21 protein-coding genes are annotated in these 17,306 nt (G+C 37.2%); all 21 read right to left on the bottom strand.

Annotation, left to right across the window (positions count from 1 at the left end):
* Window positions 1-433 precede the first annotated feature (433 nt).
* Complete coding sequence (locus BIV16_RS01295; RefSeq protein WP_075679701.1) at window positions 434-817, bottom strand: hypothetical protein; 384 nt, start codon at window positions 815-817, stop codon at window positions 434-436.
* 99 nt (window positions 818-916) lie between these two features.
* Complete coding sequence (locus BIV16_RS01290; RefSeq protein ID WP_075679702.1) at window positions 917-1,147, bottom strand: hypothetical protein; 231 nt, start codon at window positions 1,145-1,147, stop codon at window positions 917-919.
* The gene (locus tag BIV16_RS01285) at window positions 1,147-2,112 is read right to left on the bottom strand and encodes a TNT domain-containing protein (protein WP_075679703.1); all 966 of its coding nucleotides are present in this window, start codon (window positions 2,110-2,112) and stop codon (window positions 1,147-1,149) included. Before BIV16_RS01285 ends, BIV16_RS01290 begins: the two co-directional genes overlap by 1 nt.
* The gene (locus tag BIV16_RS01280) at window positions 1,994-2,482 is read right to left on the bottom strand and encodes a hypothetical protein (RefSeq protein WP_159435923.1); all 489 of its coding nucleotides are present in this window, start codon (window positions 2,480-2,482) and stop codon (window positions 1,994-1,996) included. The genes BIV16_RS01285 and BIV16_RS01280 overlap by 119 nt, the downstream gene beginning before the upstream one ends.
* Before the next feature lie 32 nt (window positions 2,483-2,514).
* On the bottom strand, window positions 2,515-2,895 hold the full coding sequence (locus tag BIV16_RS01275; RefSeq protein ID WP_075679704.1) for a hypothetical protein: 381 nt from the start codon (window positions 2,893-2,895) through the stop codon (window positions 2,515-2,517).
* Window positions 2,892-4,064 (bottom strand): hypothetical protein, encoded by a 1,173-nt coding sequence (locus tag BIV16_RS01270; RefSeq protein ID WP_075679705.1) that lies wholly within the window; start codon window positions 4,062-4,064, stop codon window positions 2,892-2,894. The genes BIV16_RS01275 and BIV16_RS01270 overlap by 4 nt, the downstream gene beginning before the upstream one ends.
* The gene (locus BIV16_RS01265) at window positions 4,064-4,519 is read right to left on the bottom strand and encodes a hypothetical protein (RefSeq protein WP_075679706.1); all 456 of its coding nucleotides are present in this window, start codon (window positions 4,517-4,519) and stop codon (window positions 4,064-4,066) included. Before BIV16_RS01265 ends, BIV16_RS01270 begins: the two co-directional genes overlap by 1 nt.
* A 12-nt stretch (window positions 4,520-4,531) precedes the next feature.
* Entirely contained in the window at window positions 4,532-5,362 is an 831-nt protein-coding gene (locus tag BIV16_RS01260) for a hypothetical protein (protein ID WP_075679707.1), read from the bottom strand.
* Between the two features lie 707 nt (window positions 5,363-6,069).
* Window positions 6,070-6,687, bottom strand: a complete 618-nt coding sequence (locus BIV16_RS01255; protein ID WP_075679708.1) for a hypothetical protein — start codon at window positions 6,685-6,687, stop codon at window positions 6,070-6,072.
* A complete protein-coding gene (locus BIV16_RS01250; protein WP_075679709.1) occupies window positions 6,677-8,506 on the bottom strand; it encodes a T7SS effector LXG polymorphic toxin in 1,830 nt (609 codons plus the stop codon). The genes BIV16_RS01255 and BIV16_RS01250 overlap by 11 nt, the downstream gene beginning before the upstream one ends.
* Before the next feature lie 39 nt (window positions 8,507-8,545).
* A complete protein-coding gene (locus BIV16_RS01245; protein ID WP_075679710.1) occupies window positions 8,546-8,797 on the bottom strand; it encodes a hypothetical protein in 252 nt (83 codons plus the stop codon).
* Between the two features lie 2 nt (window positions 8,798-8,799).
* Entirely contained in the window at window positions 8,800-9,639 is an 840-nt protein-coding gene (locus BIV16_RS01240; protein WP_143524712.1) for a hypothetical protein, read from the bottom strand.
* A gap of 119 nt (window positions 9,640-9,758) precedes the next feature.
* Window positions 9,759-10,115 carry a hypothetical protein gene (locus tag BIV16_RS01235; protein WP_083625068.1) on the bottom strand — a complete coding sequence of 119 codons (357 nt, stop codon included), beginning with the start codon at window positions 10,113-10,115 and terminating at the stop codon, window positions 9,759-9,761.
* A gap of 4 nt (window positions 10,116-10,119) precedes the next feature.
* A complete protein-coding gene (locus tag BIV16_RS01230; protein ID WP_330546360.1) occupies window positions 10,120-11,931 on the bottom strand; it encodes a T7SS effector LXG polymorphic toxin in 1,812 nt (603 codons plus the stop codon).
* An 18-nt stretch (window positions 11,932-11,949) separates the two neighbouring features.
* Window positions 11,950-12,201: a hypothetical protein gene (locus tag BIV16_RS01225; protein ID WP_075679713.1), complete on the bottom strand. Its 252-nt coding sequence runs from the start codon at window positions 12,199-12,201 to the stop codon at window positions 11,950-11,952.
* 701 nt (window positions 12,202-12,902) lie between these two features.
* The gene (locus tag BIV16_RS01220) at window positions 12,903-13,163 is read right to left on the bottom strand and encodes a hypothetical protein (RefSeq protein WP_075679779.1); all 261 of its coding nucleotides are present in this window, start codon (window positions 13,161-13,163) and stop codon (window positions 12,903-12,905) included.
* A 10-nt stretch (window positions 13,164-13,173) separates the two neighbouring features.
* Window positions 13,174-15,213, bottom strand: coding sequence for a T7SS effector LXG polymorphic toxin (locus BIV16_RS01215; RefSeq protein ID WP_075679780.1), 2,040 nt, complete (start codon window positions 15,211-15,213; stop codon window positions 13,174-13,176).
* 18 nt (window positions 15,214-15,231) lie between these two features.
* Window positions 15,232-15,483 carry a hypothetical protein gene (locus tag BIV16_RS01210; protein WP_075679713.1) on the bottom strand — a complete coding sequence of 84 codons (252 nt, stop codon included), beginning with the start codon at window positions 15,481-15,483 and terminating at the stop codon, window positions 15,232-15,234.
* Between the two features lie 688 nt (window positions 15,484-16,171).
* Window positions 16,172-16,405: an Imm74 family immunity protein gene (locus BIV16_RS01205; RefSeq protein ID WP_075679782.1), complete on the bottom strand. Its 234-nt coding sequence runs from the start codon at window positions 16,403-16,405 to the stop codon at window positions 16,172-16,174.
* 63 nt (window positions 16,406-16,468) lie between these two features.
* Window positions 16,469-16,759: a hypothetical protein gene (locus tag BIV16_RS01200; protein ID WP_075679783.1), complete on the bottom strand. Its 291-nt coding sequence runs from the start codon at window positions 16,757-16,759 to the stop codon at window positions 16,469-16,471.
* Window positions 16,760-16,773: 14 nt separating this feature from the next.
* Window positions 16,774-17,073 carry a hypothetical protein gene (locus BIV16_RS01195; protein ID WP_075679784.1) on the bottom strand — a complete coding sequence of 100 codons (300 nt, stop codon included), beginning with the start codon at window positions 17,071-17,073 and terminating at the stop codon, window positions 16,774-16,776.
* Window positions 17,074-17,306: the final 233 nt, after the last annotated feature.

Genomic DNA, 17,306 nt, shown 5'->3' with positions numbered 1-17,306 from the left:
GAATGAAAGTTGTTATTTATATAAATTTCAAGTTCATGTTCTGTAAATTTATATTCTTTGAACTGTTTTGAAATATGCAATACTTTGGAACATGCATATATTACTCCTCTCACATTAAACGGTCCCGTAAATGTACAAAAATTTCTTTCGTCTATTACGTATGTATACCAATTTCCATTTCGTTCAAAATATCCACACTGATTTGGCATTTCAATAAACTCACCGAAATGAAAATCTCTATACTCTTCCAAATTCTGCTCTGCATTTTCACATAACACACTTTTTATTTTTTTGCATTGCTATCCATTCTAATTGCTCACCTCTTTGATTCTATATTTTTAAACCACACCTTTTCCTTACTTAAACTAAGTGTGGTAAAAACTGGCTGTATAAATATCTGCATGTTGTTGATTGTCCGAAAATATAATCGTAATTAAAAATACATAATATCAATACTACTTACATTACTTCTAGCATCATAAGCTGATGATATTTTTCCCCAGCCATATTCCATCTGCTGATTAATGCCTAATTCATTTAATATATTATCGTGTAATATTTTTCTTTTATCCTCATCTTTTTCCGAAAACTCTTTATCACAACATATCAAAGACACCATATATATCTTCCCATTCCTAAAGAATAAACTTACAATATATTTCTTATTATCAATAATCTGTTGTTCATCTAAATAAATAATTCTCACCCCATCTTGATTCTTATAAAATCTTGTGTGTTTAAACTGCTCAAATGAAAATCCTGGAAAAATTGTTAGCTCATCTGATATTTTTAAAAATCCATTGCGAATATCTAGCATTATTAATTTCCTCCCTTACTTATTTAATTTAATTTTATCAACAGGGATTAATATCCCTTGTAGGTTGTTGGGAGTCCGAATGTATAACTCTAATTAAAACTATTTAGTTGCATATCTTTTTAACTTACGTAAGAAATATTCACAAGCTTCTGTTTCTGTTTCAAATATTTTCAAACCACTCTTATTTCCTCGTTCACTATAATAAACCTGCCATTTATCCTCTTTTACGATACATAGTTTTTCATTAGGTAATCCACCCGTCATTATAGAATACAAATCATCCGATATCCCCAGTTGTAATAGTTCACGTTCTAATTCTATTATTGTCATTACTTAATCCTCCTTAATATGCCTGCATCCAGTAATTCATCTACCGTATCAGGTAATAAATATTGTATCCCTCCACCTGGCTCATCAAACCATGGTGCTATTTCACCAGCCTTCACATTGATTGGTTCAACAACTTCAAATACACTATATGGTTTCAAATCAGTTTCTGGTGCTACCGCTCTCATCTCATATGGAATCCCTTCTGGTGAAGTAAATGAACCAAAATCACTTCCATATCTGTCTATTCTCGTTCCAGGTTGTAAAACTTCATCTATAGGTTTACTTGCAAAGCCATCGTTTTGGGGCCAATTTATAGCACCAGTTTTTTGATTATAATATTTAGGATTATCAAATACCTTCTTATATTTTAAATATAATTCATCACTAGGTGTATAATCCCATGCGTCAATTTTAATTCTATCTGCTGAGCTTATTGTTGTTGTACCACTCTTTACAGCCGAATCCACATCCGCATCATTTAACACTGCGCCACCGTCAGCTCCCACATCCCCAAGCTTTGGTTTCGCCAGTTTCTTCGCTCCTGCTTCAATTCCATTCAATCCTTTCGCAGTTGCCATACTTGCTGCCATACCCGCTATCATTCCTGCGGTCTGGTTTCCAGTTAAATCTGTCGTATACTTCTGGGCTCCTGCACCTGCTGCTGTTGCGATTCCTTCTTTTGCAACAATTGTCGCTCCACTCCGGAATGTCAGATTTCCAGCTGATGCCGCCTGACCGATTGGAATCATTGCGGATGCTGCAAATGCAAAGACACTTTCTGTCAGATAATATGCTTCCTCATTTCCCTGGAATACCACATCTTTTAAATCATTTACTGCGGTACTGTCAATATCTCCGATGCTTCCATAATAAATATCCTGGGCACCTTCCGCAGAATCTGCAATTCCAAAAATGGTGGTTCCAGTTCCAACGATTCCTTCTGCCGTTGCAACAACCAGTGACACTACTCCTCCAGTTCCGATTATGCATGCCCTCTCCGACTACAACTAACACGACTCCTCCGACCGTCTTCCAGATACCCTGTGTCTCACGCTCTTGTGCTGCATCCTCTAAGTCCTGCTCTGCCTCCAGCATAGCCTCATATACATCTTTGTTATCCTCATGCTGCTGATAGAATACCTGGCTGATATTAGCTAATGTATAGACATCTTTATCTGTGTAAAAGCTGTTGCTTTCATAATTTGCAATTGCTCCCTGGTTCAACCCTACTTTTGCAATACAGCTGTTCAGGCTCGAAATTAATAAGTCTACAGAATTCTCCAGCGCTGTTACGGTACTACTTTCCTGATTTTGGATTGTTGCAATAAAATTCAATAGCTCCTGATCCAGCTACTCATGTAAATCAATTATTTTATAACTTGTTTTTTCTCATCAAGCTTTACTATATTTGAATTTAACCATCCCTCATATGCATATTTGTCAACTCGATCCAACTTCAGCTTTTCCCCTATCTTACAGTCATTTGTACTAACCAAATATTCTCCGTTTTTTTCCTTTATAATTGAAACCCTCTCTTCATTCACCTTTCCATAAGTTGTAATTTTGTAAATTTCATCTACATCTGATATATTCACTAATTTACTGTATACTCCTGTATTATATTTATCTTTAAATGTACAATCAGTTTTCTTTAGATCTGATGTTATAATAATATAATTACCATCAGCATCTCTCGAAAATTTATATTCATTTCCTTTATAATAAGCATATTTTCCATTTTTTATCATTTTTTCACCTCTCTGAAATGTTCGCCATCAAAAATAGCTACGATAGAATCTTCTGAGTCAATTACCCTATGCAATTCAGCACCTTCTATTGGTTCCAAGTTACCATCAACTGTCCATTCTGGAATAACTTCTCCATTCCTTGCACCTGTAAATCCATTACGTGTACATGGGGCAGGGTCTGTATTTCCCCCACCAAATTCTGTTCCATACGGTATTCCAATCCTATCCACATCATCCGTCATAAATTTAATATAACCATATGCATTTCCACCTTCTGGATATGGTCTAATACCACTATTTGTTGTATAGTCTAATCTTGATGATTCTACAACATTATCATAATCATGAATATGTGAAACATCATCATATCTTGCTATATAGCCTCTGATAGTACTATATCCGTCATCTCCTATGTATTTTTCTATATCCTCAAGGGGAATAGTTTTTTGAATCACTGTATTACTATCAATCTTAGGCACTGCTTCTCTTATATTTTTTAATTTTCCAATTTGTTCTGCTGACAATTCATTTACATCTGCTAAACGAAGTGTATTAAACTCATCTAATGTCAAACTTTCATTAGCTAACACAGATTTTAAATTATTTCTTGCAAACGCTGAACCTCCGCCGTCTCCCACATCCCCAAGCTTCGGCTTCTCTAATTTCTTCGCTCCTGCTTCAATTCCATTCAGTCCTTGCGCAGTTGCCATACTTGCTGCCATACCTGCTATCATTCCTGCGGTCTGGTTTCCGGTTAAATCTGTCGTATACTTCTGGGCTCCTGCACCTGCTGCTGTCGCAATTCCTTCTTTTGCAACAATTGTTGCTCCACTCCGGAATGTCAGGTTTCCTGCTGAGGCCGCCTGACCGATTGGAATCATTGCGGATGCTGCAAATGCAAAGACACTTTCTGTCAGATAATATGCTTCCTCATTTCCCTGGAATACCACATCTTTTAAATCATTTACTGCGGTACTGTCAATATCTCCGATGCTTCCATAATAAATATCCTGGGCACCTTCTGCAGAATCTGCGACTCCAAAAATAGTCGTTCCGGTTCCAACAATACCCTCTGCGGCTGCAACAATTGGTGTTGCTGTTCCCCATGATGTGACTATACATACTCCGCCTACTACAAGCAAGCCTACTCCGGCAACGGTCTTCCACACTATAACAGTCTTATCATATACATATATGTGTCATCCAAGTTCAATCCCAGCTTTTTCGAATACTCCACCGCATTCATACCTTCCACTTTAGCCCAACACTTTATTGGAAACTTCTCATTCATTATAGAAATATACATTTCATTTTTTAATGCCTTATTCAAATCCAATTTAGCCATTATCTCTTCAATCTCGTCGGATTTCATACTAAACCTATAATGAAAAAAATCCTCAAATCCTCGCCTCATAAATTCCGTTTGAGTCCACGGAATTATCTGCATATAATCACTTATTACATTTTCTATAGAAGTCTTCCCTTCCAAAATGCGATTTTTTTCATTATCTGTTATCTTTATATCACATGGAATTGGCATCATTTGACCACCTATAAAACGTATATAATAATGTGAAAATTTTTTTATTACATCGTATTTTTGTGTACTTAATAATTTTTCCATTTAGCTCTCCTTTTATTTCCAAGTCATATCGCCAATAAGCTGACGAAATTGATACTGTTCTCTTGTTGGAGGATCTATTACCGCCTCACAAACTCCATTCCTTGTCGTAGCAGCCGGACACCATTCATCTTGCCACGCATTAGGTTCATTTCCTGTCGGAATTCGTAAGTTCTGAGGTTCTTCAATCTTTATAATATAAGGGTTATCACCCAAATATCCCGAATCCATCGCTAGTTCTTGTTCTATTATTCTAGGATTTCCATCTGCCTTTAACATTAATGTTTCAAAATCCTCTCCATTAATAACATATAATCCATCACGTCCAATTGTATCACTAGGCTCCCCCCAAGCATCACTTATAATTTTATAACAACCATCTTTTTCAAACTTTCCTAACTTTTCTCTCATGAAATCCTCCGAAAGATATCTCTCCGGATTCGGCTTTTGTCCTTGTTTAATTTTTCGCAAAACAAAAATTTCTTCATCGGACAGTCCTGCCTCATATGCCTTTTGCTTTGCAGTTGTAGATATCTCTTTAATCTCACCATCATATAAACAATCCTTAGATATATTTTTTAGGAAATCCTTATTGGGCAAACCATCCCCAAGCTTCGGTTTCGCCAGTTTCTTCGCCCCTGCTTCAATTCCATTCAATCCTTTCGCAGTTGCCATACTTGCTGCCATACCTGCTATCATTCCTGCGGTCTGGTTTCCGGTTAAATCTGTCGTATACTTCTGGGCTCCTGCACCTGCTGCTGTCGCAATTCCTTCTTTTGCAACGATTGTTGCTCCACTCCGGAATGTCAGGTTTCCTGCTGAGGCCGCCTGACCGATTGGAATCATTGCGGATGCTGCAAATGCAATGACACTTTCTATCAGATAATATGCTTCCTCATTTCCCTAGAATACCACATCTTTTAAGTCATTTACTGCGGTACTATCAAATTATAATTATTAATCCATCTTCAAATAATCTGTATGTCCTGAATTTTAAATTTGTTTGTAAGATACACGTAACCATCTCCTCCATTAACATAGGCATCTACCACTTTTTCATAACTATATTTGCCCATAAAAATACCGGCCTACAATCGTTAGATTTTTTAGCTTTTTGGAGCCGGTACAATGCACTCTTTTGTCATGTCATTTTTTATTTCTAGTCCATTATACACTATTTCTGACTGTCTGAGAAATTTCCCATAAAGTAAAACGTGGCTGTTAACTGCAATTGTTTATTCCGCTCCAATCATTCTTGTTTATTTGTATGAATAGGCTATACTTTCTTTTTTCGACGATGCCACAATGCAATAAACTCTATGAACAATACAAATATCCTGATTTATCGGATGGACAAAAAAAGTCATAATCCAATAATTGGCTTCCATCCAAACACAGGAATTTGCTTACACAGCAATTAACTTCCGCATGGGCATACAATTCTGTTTTTCCCTGCTAATGTATTGGCGGCCTTGTAGTTATACCAAAACCAGCGGTATTTCATAACTTTTTTAAAGTTTTAAATACCGCTGGTACACTAACACTAACCAAATTTACAAAGTTAATTCTCCGTTTTCAAATTTTTCAAGAATTTTTTTTCGCTCTATACTATCTTCGGATTTGAATTTCTTACGCAAACTTATTACATCATTTGATTCTTTAATGCTACTTCTGTCTTTAATTATCCCTTTATTATATAAAATTCCCATAACAGCAGTACTCCTGTTAACCTTATTACTATTATTAATATAAATGTCTACAAGAATGTTATATAATCGCTGACAAGGCTTACAATATGACAAAATTGAAACGAATGATATCGTTTCCGGAGATGCATCAATATTTTTTTTTATTATGTCTAAATATCCCTCATCTCCCGTAGCCTCATACAATATTTTACCAATTTCAACACTTGCTTCACTTGGTATTTGTAATAAATAAGGGCTTTCTTTTAAAGCCTTGATACCATCATATTTTTTTAACTTAGGAAAAAATTGTGCTAACTCTATTTCATTTTTATTAAAAAAAGCATCCCAAATAATATCTTCTACTTCTTCTCGCTCCCAATCATATATTTCTTCCATCACTTTAGGATAATATCCATCCATTTTTTCTGATCCGTTTGCATTCAATTGTTTTATTAAACAATCATAAGCTTTACTATTTTGCATCTATAATTACCTCCTGAATAATAATATCATTTTCTTCTAGGATTGGTTTTTCTATATTTGACCAAACTTTTCCCACATAGCCATCAGGATGTGCATATGTCGCAATTCCTTCTGCGCCATTTGCATATTGACTTGACAGGGCATCCCATATTGGTTTCTGGGCTAGATTCGTGGGCGTATCCCATTCAGGATACATGCCGCCCACTCCTCTCCAATTGTCAAATACTTGCCCACCCGGAGTTTGCTCCATTATGGTTCCGCCAATGCTGTTTGCGTATGCAGCAGCGCCTTCTTTATTGCCACTCCAAAATACTGCACCATCAACTGGTGATGAAGTATCAAAATATGTTGCCATCTTTGCATAATCACCGTTTCTCATTGCATCAAAGGCTTCTGCAATTTGCGTGTCGCTCAACCCTGCCGCACTTGCTCTTTCAGAAAACTCATTAAAGAACGCCTTTTCATTATTTAAAACATATCCTGTAGCATCTTCTGGTGACATTCCATCAGCAAAATTCGAATATCCCTGTGTTGGCGAGCCACTCTTTACACCCGAACCCACATCCGCATCATTTAACACTGCGCCACCGTCAGCTCCCACATCCCCAAGCTTCGGTTTCGCCAGTTTCTTTGCTCCTGCTTCAATTCCATTCAACCCCTTCGCAGTTGCCATACTTGCTGCCATACCTGCTATCATTCCTGCGGTCTGGTTTCCGGTTAGGTCTGTCGTATACTTCTGGGCTCCTGCACCTGCTGCTGTCGCAATTCCTTCTTTTGCAACGATTGTTGCTCCACTCCTGAATGTCAGATTTCCTGCCGAAGCCGCCTGACCGATTGGAATCATTGCGGATGCTGCAAATGCAAAGACACTTTCTGTCAGATAATATGCTTCCTCATTTCCCTGGAATACCACATCTTTTAAGTCATTTACTGCGGTACTGTCAATATCTCCGATGCTTCCATAATAAATATCCTGGGCACCTTCCGCAGAATCTGCTGCTCCAAAAATAGTCGTTCCGGTTCCCACAGCCACTCCAACCGCTGCAACAATGGGCGACGCTGCACCTGCAGTTGCAATAATACATGCCACCCCAACACCAACCAATACGACTCCGCCAACGGTCTTCCACACTCCCTGCGTCTCACGTTCTTCTGCTGCATCCTTTAGGTTCTGTTCCGCTTCACAGATTGCATCATATACATCTTTATTGTCTTCATGCTGCTGATAAAACAGTTCACTGATATTGGCAAGTGCATACACGTCCTTATCTGTATAAAAACTGTTGCTTTCATAACTTGCAATTGCAGCTGTGTTCAATCCGATTTTTGCAATACAGGTATTCAGACTCGATAGTAACAATTCCACGGAATTCTCCAGTGCTGTCACGGTACTGCTCTCATGGTTCTGAACTTCTGTGATAAGATTTAATAATTCCTGATCCAACTGCTCATGTAGTTCTAATACACCATTCGTACTTGGTGTACCAACACCCGATATATCCGAAATGCCAGAAACTGCTCCCTGTATTTTCCCGGTATATGACTCCGTATCCGAATAATTGGTGCTCAGTTTTGTCCGGAATGCACGGATTGCCTCTTCGCTAAGTTTAAAATTTGTAGAATTGTCAATATCATAATACCCGGCTTTGTATAATGTCATGTTGTCAAGCAGGTTCTGCGCTGTAACTCTTATACTTGAAAGCATTGTGATATGTACATCGGTCAGATAACTTTTTACTGCATCTCCTGTTTCTCCGGTAAACACTGCATTTCTTATAAAAAAATTAATGCAGTTCTCACAAGTATCAATTTTATTCATCAGATTCTCTAAAAAGGCTGTGCATATTATGAAAATTTTTCAATTTAACATTTTATGCTGAAACTTTACTTTTTTATACAGTTTTTCTAATGCTGCTTTCTCATTTTCAAATGTCCATTCTGCTGTCATTCCTCTTTCGTTGGTTTGATAAACTTTCCATAACTCTGTATTATTATCAAATCCGTAGCCCATAACAAAATCTGCATCTGTAAATTGTTTTAATACTATTTTCCACATACCTATGTCATCTTTATATGATAATATACTAGAAATTAATTCATCTCTATCCATTCTTAATTCTCCTCGTATAATATTCCTATTTTTTTTAGTATTTCTCCGCCAAAAGGGGTAACAATTTGTCCCGCTCCGCCAGACATATCTCCCCATTCTGCTGCTAGACCTTTTATCCCATAGGTTGCATCTATTCCATCTTCCAACTCTTTATTAACTTGTGATATAAACGAATTATAACTATCACACAATTCTTCAAAATCATCCAAGTCCCATTTAGATATCCCTTCATTTCGAAGCAACTCATTAAATGTATCTATATCTCCATTGTTTATTGCATCAATTTTGTCAAAATAAGACGCATTATTAAATGTCCCTATGTGATAAGCCGCTTCATTTTCCACATAGGGAATTGCCCTTGCACTATATGAATATTTTCCTGTTGATTGAACATCCGCAAAATTGGAGTCCCCCATATATCCATATCTATCCCATGTATCTGGTAAACCATCACTTCTAGTAACAGGCTTAATTGTCTTCTCATCAAAGCCTAATTTAGATGGCCAGTCATATATTATATTTCCTTTCGCATCAAACCCCTTTACATATTGAATATTACTTGGTACATTTATATCCGTTTTGTAATTTGAATTTTCAAACAAGTTTTGTAATTCTTTAACTTTTTGCAAATCAGTTAAATCCGTTCTTTTGCCAATATCACTTACTACTTTATTAAAATCAGCATAAGAATTTAAGTTCTCCTTACTACCACCCTTTACATCCGCATCATATAACACTGCGCCACCGTCAGCTCTCACATCTCCAAGCTTCGGTTTCGCCAGTTTCTTCGCTCCCGCTTCAATTCCATTCAATCCCTTCGCGGTTGCTGCACTTGCTGCCATACCTGCTAACATTCCTGCGGTTTGGTTTCCAGTGTTGCACCACTTCGAAATGTCAGATTTCCTATAGAAAACGCTTGACCAATTGGTATCATTGCGGATGCTACGAATGCATAGTTATCCTAATGTACAATTTTAACATCAATTAATTTTCCATTTTCTGTATCAACATTAAATTTCCTTCCCCAAAAGTCAGTTGCATACAATTTTCCATCTATAACCTGAATTGCAATATATGGAATTTGCTCTTTACTAACAATACTAGATGGTAATTTATTACTTATTTGCCAACAAATTATACCCTGTTCATTGTAACACAAAATATTATTTAACTCATCAACTCCCAATTTCACACGCGGAATCTTTAGCAAAATAATATACTTGCCATTTATTTTTTCAATTTCCTTAATTGGATATTTAACAGTAATTTTTTTACAACCAATAGTTAAAGTATTACCTTCCACAATTATTCCATTCATTCTTTTACCTCCAGTCTTCAATTTTTCCAATCTCAGCAAAATCACCAATCCATTGCTGTTGCAAATCTATTTGTACTCCACCACCATCAAATCCAAAATTAGGTCCAACTTCACCTAGACGTATTGTATCTCCTGCTTTTAATTCTACTTCACCAATAAATATAGGTTCATGCTCTAATGCAAATTTTGCTTGAATTTCCTTTGAGGTAAGTCCCTTGATGTCCTCGGCTCTCATAACCCATCCACCCTCTAAATGCGAATTCACCCCATCATACACACGAACAAATTTTGTATCTTCCGTCAACGTTATATTTTGTACAACAGTTTTTTCTTTATAAGGTGATTTATAACCTCTTACTCCCCACCAATCATTGACACTTTCTGCCGATTGATATTGATTTATCTTTACTTTATCTTTTAAACTACCTAATTGGTCATCTAAGTAGTTATATCCGATTATACCACTTTTTACAGAAGCACCATCACCTACATCATTTAACACTGCGCCACCATCAGTTCCCACATCTCCAAGCTTCGGTTTCGCCAGTTTCTTCGCTCCTGCTTCAATTCCATTCAATCCTTTCGCAGTTGCCATACTTGCTGCCATACCCGCTATCATTCCTGCGGTCTGGTTTCCGGTTAAATCCGTCGTATACTTCTGGGCTCCTGCACCTGCTGCTGTTGCGATTCCTTCTTTTGCAACAATTGTCGCCCCACTCCGGAATGTCAGATTTCCTGCTGAGGCCGCCTGACCGATTGGAATCATTGCGGATGCTGCAAACGCAAAGACACTTTCTGTCAGATAATATGCTTCCTCATTTCCCTGGAATACCACATCTTTTAAATCATTTACTGCGGTACTGTCAATATCTCCGATGCTTCCATAATAAATATCCTGGGCACCTTCCGCAGAATCTGCTGCTCCAAAAATAGTCGTTCCGGTTCCCACAGCCACTCCAACCGCTGCAACAATGGGCGACGCTGCACCTGCAGTTGCAATAATACATGCCACCCCAACACCAACCAATACGACTCCGCCAACGGTCTTCCACACTCCCTGCGTCTCACGTTCTTCTGCTGCATCCTTTAGGTTCTGTTCCGCTTCACAGATTGCATCATATACATCTTTATTGTCTTCATGCTGCTGATAAAACAGTTCACTGATATTGGCAAGTGCATACACGTCCTTATCTGTATAAAAACTGTTGCTTTCATAACTTGCAATTGCAGCTGTGTTCAATCCGATTTTTGCAATACAGGTATTCAGACTCGATAGTAACAATTCCACGGAATTCTCCAGTGCTGTCACGGTACTGCTCTCATGGTTCTGAACTTCTGTGATAAGATTTAATAATTCCTGATCCAACTGCTCATGTAGTTCTAATACACCATTCGTACTTGGTGTACCAACACCCGATATATCCGAAATGCCAGAAACTGCTCCCTGTATTTTCCCGGTATATGACTCCGTATCCGAATAATTGGTGCTCAGTTTTGTCCGGAATGCACGGATTGCCTCTTCGCTAAGTTTAAAATTTGTAGAATTGTCAATATCATAATACCCGGCTTTGTATAATGTCATGTTGTCAAGCAGGTTCTGCGCTGTGACTCTTATACTTGAAAGCATTGTGATATGTACATCGGTCAGATAACTTTTTACTGCATCTCCTGTTTCTCCGGTAAACACTGCATTTTTTATAAAAAAATTAATGCAGTTCTCACAAGTATCAATTTTATTCATCAGATTCTCTAAATTTGTCTTGTATTCCCAGAACAAATCATAGATATCTGTATAATTAATTTGAAACCCTTCCATTTTCCTCTCCTGTCATTCTTATGGTGTCAAACATGTGTCAAATATTCCGGTGCCCTGCTTAAAAAGCTCACTTTGATTCCTATCTTTTTGCACTTGTGAATCAACTAATAAATCAATTGCCATTAAGTCCATCTGCAAAGTAGTACTATATTGGCTTACCGCACTCTTTAGCGTTTCATAATCTTCCTGAAGCTTTTTCATTGCATCCGACTGCCCTTTGATTTCCGTTGCTCCTTTACGGATGGAGCATCTTAAATAGAAAAACTGCATCTGAATCAGGATTTCTGACTTGATGTTTTCTTAAAACTGCTGAGCACTTTTTCTTTGTGAGATAACCAAGAAACAGACTTTTGGCACAATACTCGAAAGAAGCAGACCGATATCAGCAGTCTTGAGAAGAATTTGGAAATTATCATAGAAAAAATATTCAGCTGTGATTTCAGATGTCAGTTCTGTGGAACAACTATATTTCTCCATTAGCGGAAATGCCGATACTGTATGGCTTTTCAGCATAGTCTGAAAACTTTGTCCGACACTTTGGTCTGAGCACAACGATTTCATTACACAGAAATGCATCTCTTACAACTACCGCAATAATAAAAAAATCTTCAATAGAATTACCGCTTTTTAGACCAATTTTTGTGTCTGAAATACCGCTTGTAATACTGACTTTTATAAAATACTCTTACCGTTTATAAAAATACCTTCACAGAAAAACGCACCCTTTCACAACATTTTATTACTAAGAGTGCGTTACATCAGCATGTCATTTTTCAATGTTCGTCCGTATACCCAACTCGGCAAAATTTCGCTAGCGTCTATTAATTAACATCATGGATTCTTAATTGCTTCTGGGCAGCCATGATGGTTAATTAATAGACGTGCAGGAGTTATAGGTTGTTGGGAGTCCGAAAGTATAACCATAATAAACTCAATATGAGGTTTTGAATTTCCTTATTATGAAGGCAAAATTAAATATATCTATTATTTTCAACCTCAAAGTTTACAATTGATAGCAAGTCATCAAAAGCCTCCTCTTCGTTTTCAGTTATCAATCTAATTCTATGTCTCCCTCGCTCATTATTAACATACACTTTCCATTTCTTTTCACATGTATCATAAAAACATCCTATTGTAAAATCAGCAAAAATTTCATCGCCAATCTCCAACTTCCACTTTCCTAATTTACCTTGCAATTCTTCTTTAATTTTCAAAAATTCTTTTCTATTCATCTGTACTACCTCAATTTATAATTCCTAATCGTTTCATGGTACTTCCGTTAAGTGGAGTAACATATTGTCCTGCTCCTCCAGACATATCTCCCCACGAAGCTGCTGTTCCTTTTAACCCGTAAGTGGCATCAATATTCCTTCCTACAGCATCTGCCGTATCCTCAATAAAATCATTATATGTATTTTGCAAATTTTTAAAATATGATGAATCAACATTCGCTATTCCTTCCTTAGATAAAATTGTATTCAATCCATCTATATCTCCATTTTTTATTGCATCAATTTTATCAAAATACGTTGCATTATTAAAAGTTCCCGTATGATAAGCTGCTTCATTCTCTACATAAGGAATTGCTCTTTCACTATATGTGTATTTACCCGTTGGAGGAACATCTGCAAAATTAGAGCCTCCCATATATCCATATCTATCCCACGTATCAGGTAAACTATCTGTTCTGGAAATAGATTTGATTGTACTTTCATCAAAGCCTAATTTAGGTGGCCAATCATATATTACATTTCCCTTCGCATCAAAACCTTTTACATATTGAATATCACTTGGCACATTTATATCAGCTTTATAATTTGAACTTTCAAACAATTTTTGTAATTCACTTATCTTCTGGGCATCAGTCAAATCACTTCTCATACCAATATCGCTTATTGCTTTACTAAAATCAGCATAAGAGTTTATACCACTCTTTACAGCCGAACCCACATCCGCATCATTTAACACTGCGCCACCGTCAGCTCCCACATCTCCAAGCTTCGGTTTCGCCAGTTTCTTCGCCCCTGCTTCAATTCCATTCAATCCTTTCGCAGTTGCCATACTTGCTGCCATACCTGCTATCATTCCTGCGGTCTGGTTTCCGGTTAAATCTGTCGTATACTTCTGGGCTCCTGCACCTGCTGCTGTCGCGATTCCTTCTTTTGCAACGATTGTTGCTCCACTCCGGAATGTCAGGTTTCCTGCTGAGGCCGCCTGACCGATTGGAATCATTGCGGATGCTGCAAATGCAAAGACACTTTCTGTCAGATAATATGCTTCCTCATTTCCCTGGAATACCACATCTTTTAAGTCATTTACTGCGGTACTGTCAATATCTCCGATGCTTCCATAATAAATATCCTGGGCACCTTCCGCAGAATCTGCTGCTCCAAAAATAGTCGTTCCGGTTCCCACAGCCACTCCAACCGCTGCAACAATGGGCGACGCTGCACCTGCAGTTGCAATAATACATGCCACCCCAACACCAACCAATACGACTCCGCCAACGGTCTTCCACACTCCCTGCGTCTCACGTTCTTCTGCTGCATCCTTTAGGTTCTGTTCCGCTTCACAGATTGCATCATATACATCTTTATTGTCTTCATGCTGCTGATAAAACAGTTCACTGATATTGGCAAGTGCATACACGTCCTTATCTGTATAAAAACTGTTGCTTTCATAACTTGCAATTGCAGCTGTGTTCAATCCGATTTTTGCAATACAGGTATTCAGACTCGATAGTAACAATTCCACGGAATTCTCCAGTGCTGTCACGGTACTGCTCTCATGGTTCTGAACTTCTGTGATAAGATTTAATAATTCCTGATCCAACTGCTCATGTAGTTCTAAGACACCATTCGTACTTGGTGTACCAACACCCGATATATCCGAAATGCCAGAAACTGCTCCCTGTATTTTCCCGGTATAAGACTCCGTATCCGAATAATTAGTGCTTAGTTTTGTCCGAAATGCACGGATTGCCTCCTCGCTAAGTTTAAAATTTGTAGAATTGTCGATATCATAATACCCGGCTTTGTATAATGTCATGTTGTCAAGCAGGTTCTGCGCTGTGACTCTTATACTTGAAAGCATTGTGATATGTACATCGGTCAGATAACTTCTTACTGCATCTCCTGTTTCTCCGGTAAACACTGCATTTTTTATAAAAAAATTAATGCAGTTCTCACAAGTATCAATTTTATTCATCAGATTCTCTAAATTTGTCTTGTATTCCCAGAACAAATCATAGATATCTGTATAATTAATTTGAAACCCTTCCATTTTCCTCTCCTGTCATTCTTATGGTGTCAAACATGTGTCAAATATTCCGGTGCCCTGCTTAAAAAGCTCACTTTGATTCCTATCTTTTTGCACTTGTGAATCAACTAATAAATCAATTGCCATTAAGTCCATCTGCAAAGTAGTACTATATTGGCTTACCGCACTCTTTAGCGTTTCATAATCTTCCTGAAGCTTTTTCATTGCATCCGACTGCCCTTTGATTTCCGTTGCTCCTTTACGGATGGAGCATCTTAAATAGAAAAACTGCATCTGAATCAGGATTTCTGACTTGATGTTTTCTTAAAACTGCTGAGCACTTTTTCTTTGTGAGATAACCAAGAAACAGACTTTTGGCACAATACTCGAAAGAAGCAGACCGATATCAGCAGTCTTGAGAAGAATTTGGAAATTATCATAGAAAAAATATTCAGCTGTGATTTCAGATGTCAGTTCTGTGGAACAACTATATTTCTCCATTAGCGGAAATGCCGATACTGTATGGCTTTTCAGCATAGTCTGAAAACTTTGTCCGACACTTTGGTCTGAGCACAACGATTTCATTACACAGAAATGCATCTCTTACAACTACCGCAATAATAAAAAAATCTTCAATAGAATTACCGCTTTTTAGACCAATTTTTGTGTCTGAAATACCGCTTGTAATACTGACTTTTATAAAATACTCTTACCGTTTATAAAAATACCTTCACAGAAAAACGCACCCTTTCACAACATTTTATTACTAAGAGTGCGTTACTTCAGCATATTAAATTCGCTATGTTCGTCCGTATACCCAACTCGGCAAAATTTCGCTAGAGTCTATTAATTAACATCATGGATTCTTAATTGCTTCGCAACAGCCATGATGGTTAATTAATAGACGTGCAAGAGTTGTAGGTTATTGGGAGTCCGAAAGTATAACCCTAATAAATACTATTATGTAGAAACATAACAGATTTTATTCAAAAATAATCTGCACAGTATTTTCATTCATACTTTTCTTTACTTCTTGAATGATTCTTTCTATTTGTTCTTTACTGATTATCTCATTCTCATGTGGTGGCTCCCATCTTTTCATAGTGTCCATATACGCCACAAACTTTCTCCCTACAAGCATTTCTCCTTCAGCTTTTATAACATACCCATTTTCCAAATCAAACTTAACATAATTCATGCTACCTGTAATTTTCATTTCTCACCTTAAAACTGACATTCTCTACACCTGTTTTGGGGTCAATTGTTGTTATCTTTGTTACTACCACTCCTGACATTCCTTGCTATAAAACAAATCCACATCAGATGCAGCATCGTACAACGCTTTTATAGAAGCCAAACTGTCATATTCTGAAATTCCTCTCATTGTACCAATAAGCCCACCTTTAGAAGCAGGTAATGTGCCATCCTGTAATTTTTTTATTACGACTTCAATTCTATTTTCGTAATTATTTAAGTATTGATTTTTTTCGTCATCTACCATTTCCTTGGCTTTATCAATTTCTTGTACTAATAGGTGCAATTTTTTTAATAATTCTTGTCTTTTATCCATACTAACAATCTCCTTTAATTTGAAAATCTTCTAATCTCTGTTATCCAATCTGTATCAAATTGATTAAACAAATATTGAACTCCACCACCTGGTCTAGGGTCTGCAATCAATAATTGTTCTCTTGCAGTTCCTACAGCATACTTAACCTCCGTTCCGGCAGGAATTCTCGCAACTTTTACAGTATTTCTGTTTCCCCAATCTTTTGATAAAGCCAACTTATCCATATAATCATTCAATGTTGTAATTCCATTTGCTTCATCAACCGTTGTCCAATAACATAAGGATGCATCTGGTGCGTCAGAACTATACTGCACTAATATTAAATCTTTATCTACAGTTGTTCTTATTTCATAGCCATCATTAAAATTGGCTAATTCCCTATCAAATTTATAAGAATAATCTATTGTCGTTGCTGTCTTACTACCACTCTTGACATTAACTCTTTACCCTTATAATTATCCAAGCCGATGCTCCTGCCCCGAAAAATGAATACACTTCCCAAAGCCGACTCTTACATCTGCTTAAAAGTTTACCATATATTTGCCAT

Origin of the sequence: Roseburia sp. 831b, from assembly GCF_001940165.2 — a bacterium.
Classification (GTDB): Bacteria; Bacillota; Clostridia; order Lachnospirales; family Lachnospiraceae; genus Roseburia.
Note: the sequence above shows the minus strand (reverse complement) of the source record. Positions and strands in the feature narration are given on the sequence as shown.